Genomic DNA, 591 nt, shown 5'->3' with positions numbered 1-591 from the left:
CCGAACACTGGCTCTATACAGCCAAGTCGTTTGCTGTACTGTCGTCGCCCGATTGGGCTGTCTATTTTGACCTTCATTTTGTCGATGTAGCTTAGCTTTTTACGCGATTCATCATTTTTAAACTGAACTTGCCGTCCTGTTTTTATAGGTGGCTTTCGCATACATTGCTGTTGCAGCGGGCATACTTTGCAATCTTTTAAGTAACCGCAGAATCGCGTGTATTTTTGGTTGTGGCTTTTTACATTGATACCACTTCGCCACATGTCATTGCCTGCGGGACAGCGGCAGGTTTGTGTTGTTTCATCATAATGGAAGTCCTCTGAAGTAAATAAGCGTGGCTTACCTTTACTGCGTTTTAGTCGGCGTTTTTCTTGCTCTGTTTCATAAGTTTCGCTGTCTTTAAATAACGGGTTTCGTTTTCTAAATTGGTTATCCGCAATGTAAGTATCAAAGCCACTTTTCGCCATGTGTAATGGTCTAATGAAACTGGACAGGTTTATAGCGTAAAATGAGCTAAACCCAAAAGGTATCACTATGACCAGAAAATCAAAAGTAACACTCAGTGCACAACAAAAACTTGAATATGCCAAA

1 protein-coding gene is annotated in these 591 nt (G+C 41.1%); it reads right to left on the bottom strand.

What is annotated here, in order from left to right; all coding sequences use genetic code 11:
- Positions 1 to 467, bottom strand: a 467-nt coding sequence (locus tag H5200_RS23375) for a transposase (protein WP_259399283.1), incomplete at its 3' end; no start/stop codon positions are given.
- Between the last annotated feature and the right edge of the window lie 124 nt (positions 468 to 591).

Source organism: Pseudoalteromonas sp. SG43-7 (assembly GCF_014164295.1).
Classification (GTDB): domain Bacteria; phylum Pseudomonadota; class Gammaproteobacteria; order Enterobacterales; family Alteromonadaceae; genus Pseudoalteromonas; species Pseudoalteromonas rhizosphaerae.
The sequence above is the reverse complement of the archived record's forward strand: the minus strand, read 5'-3'. Positions and strand labels throughout refer to the sequence as shown.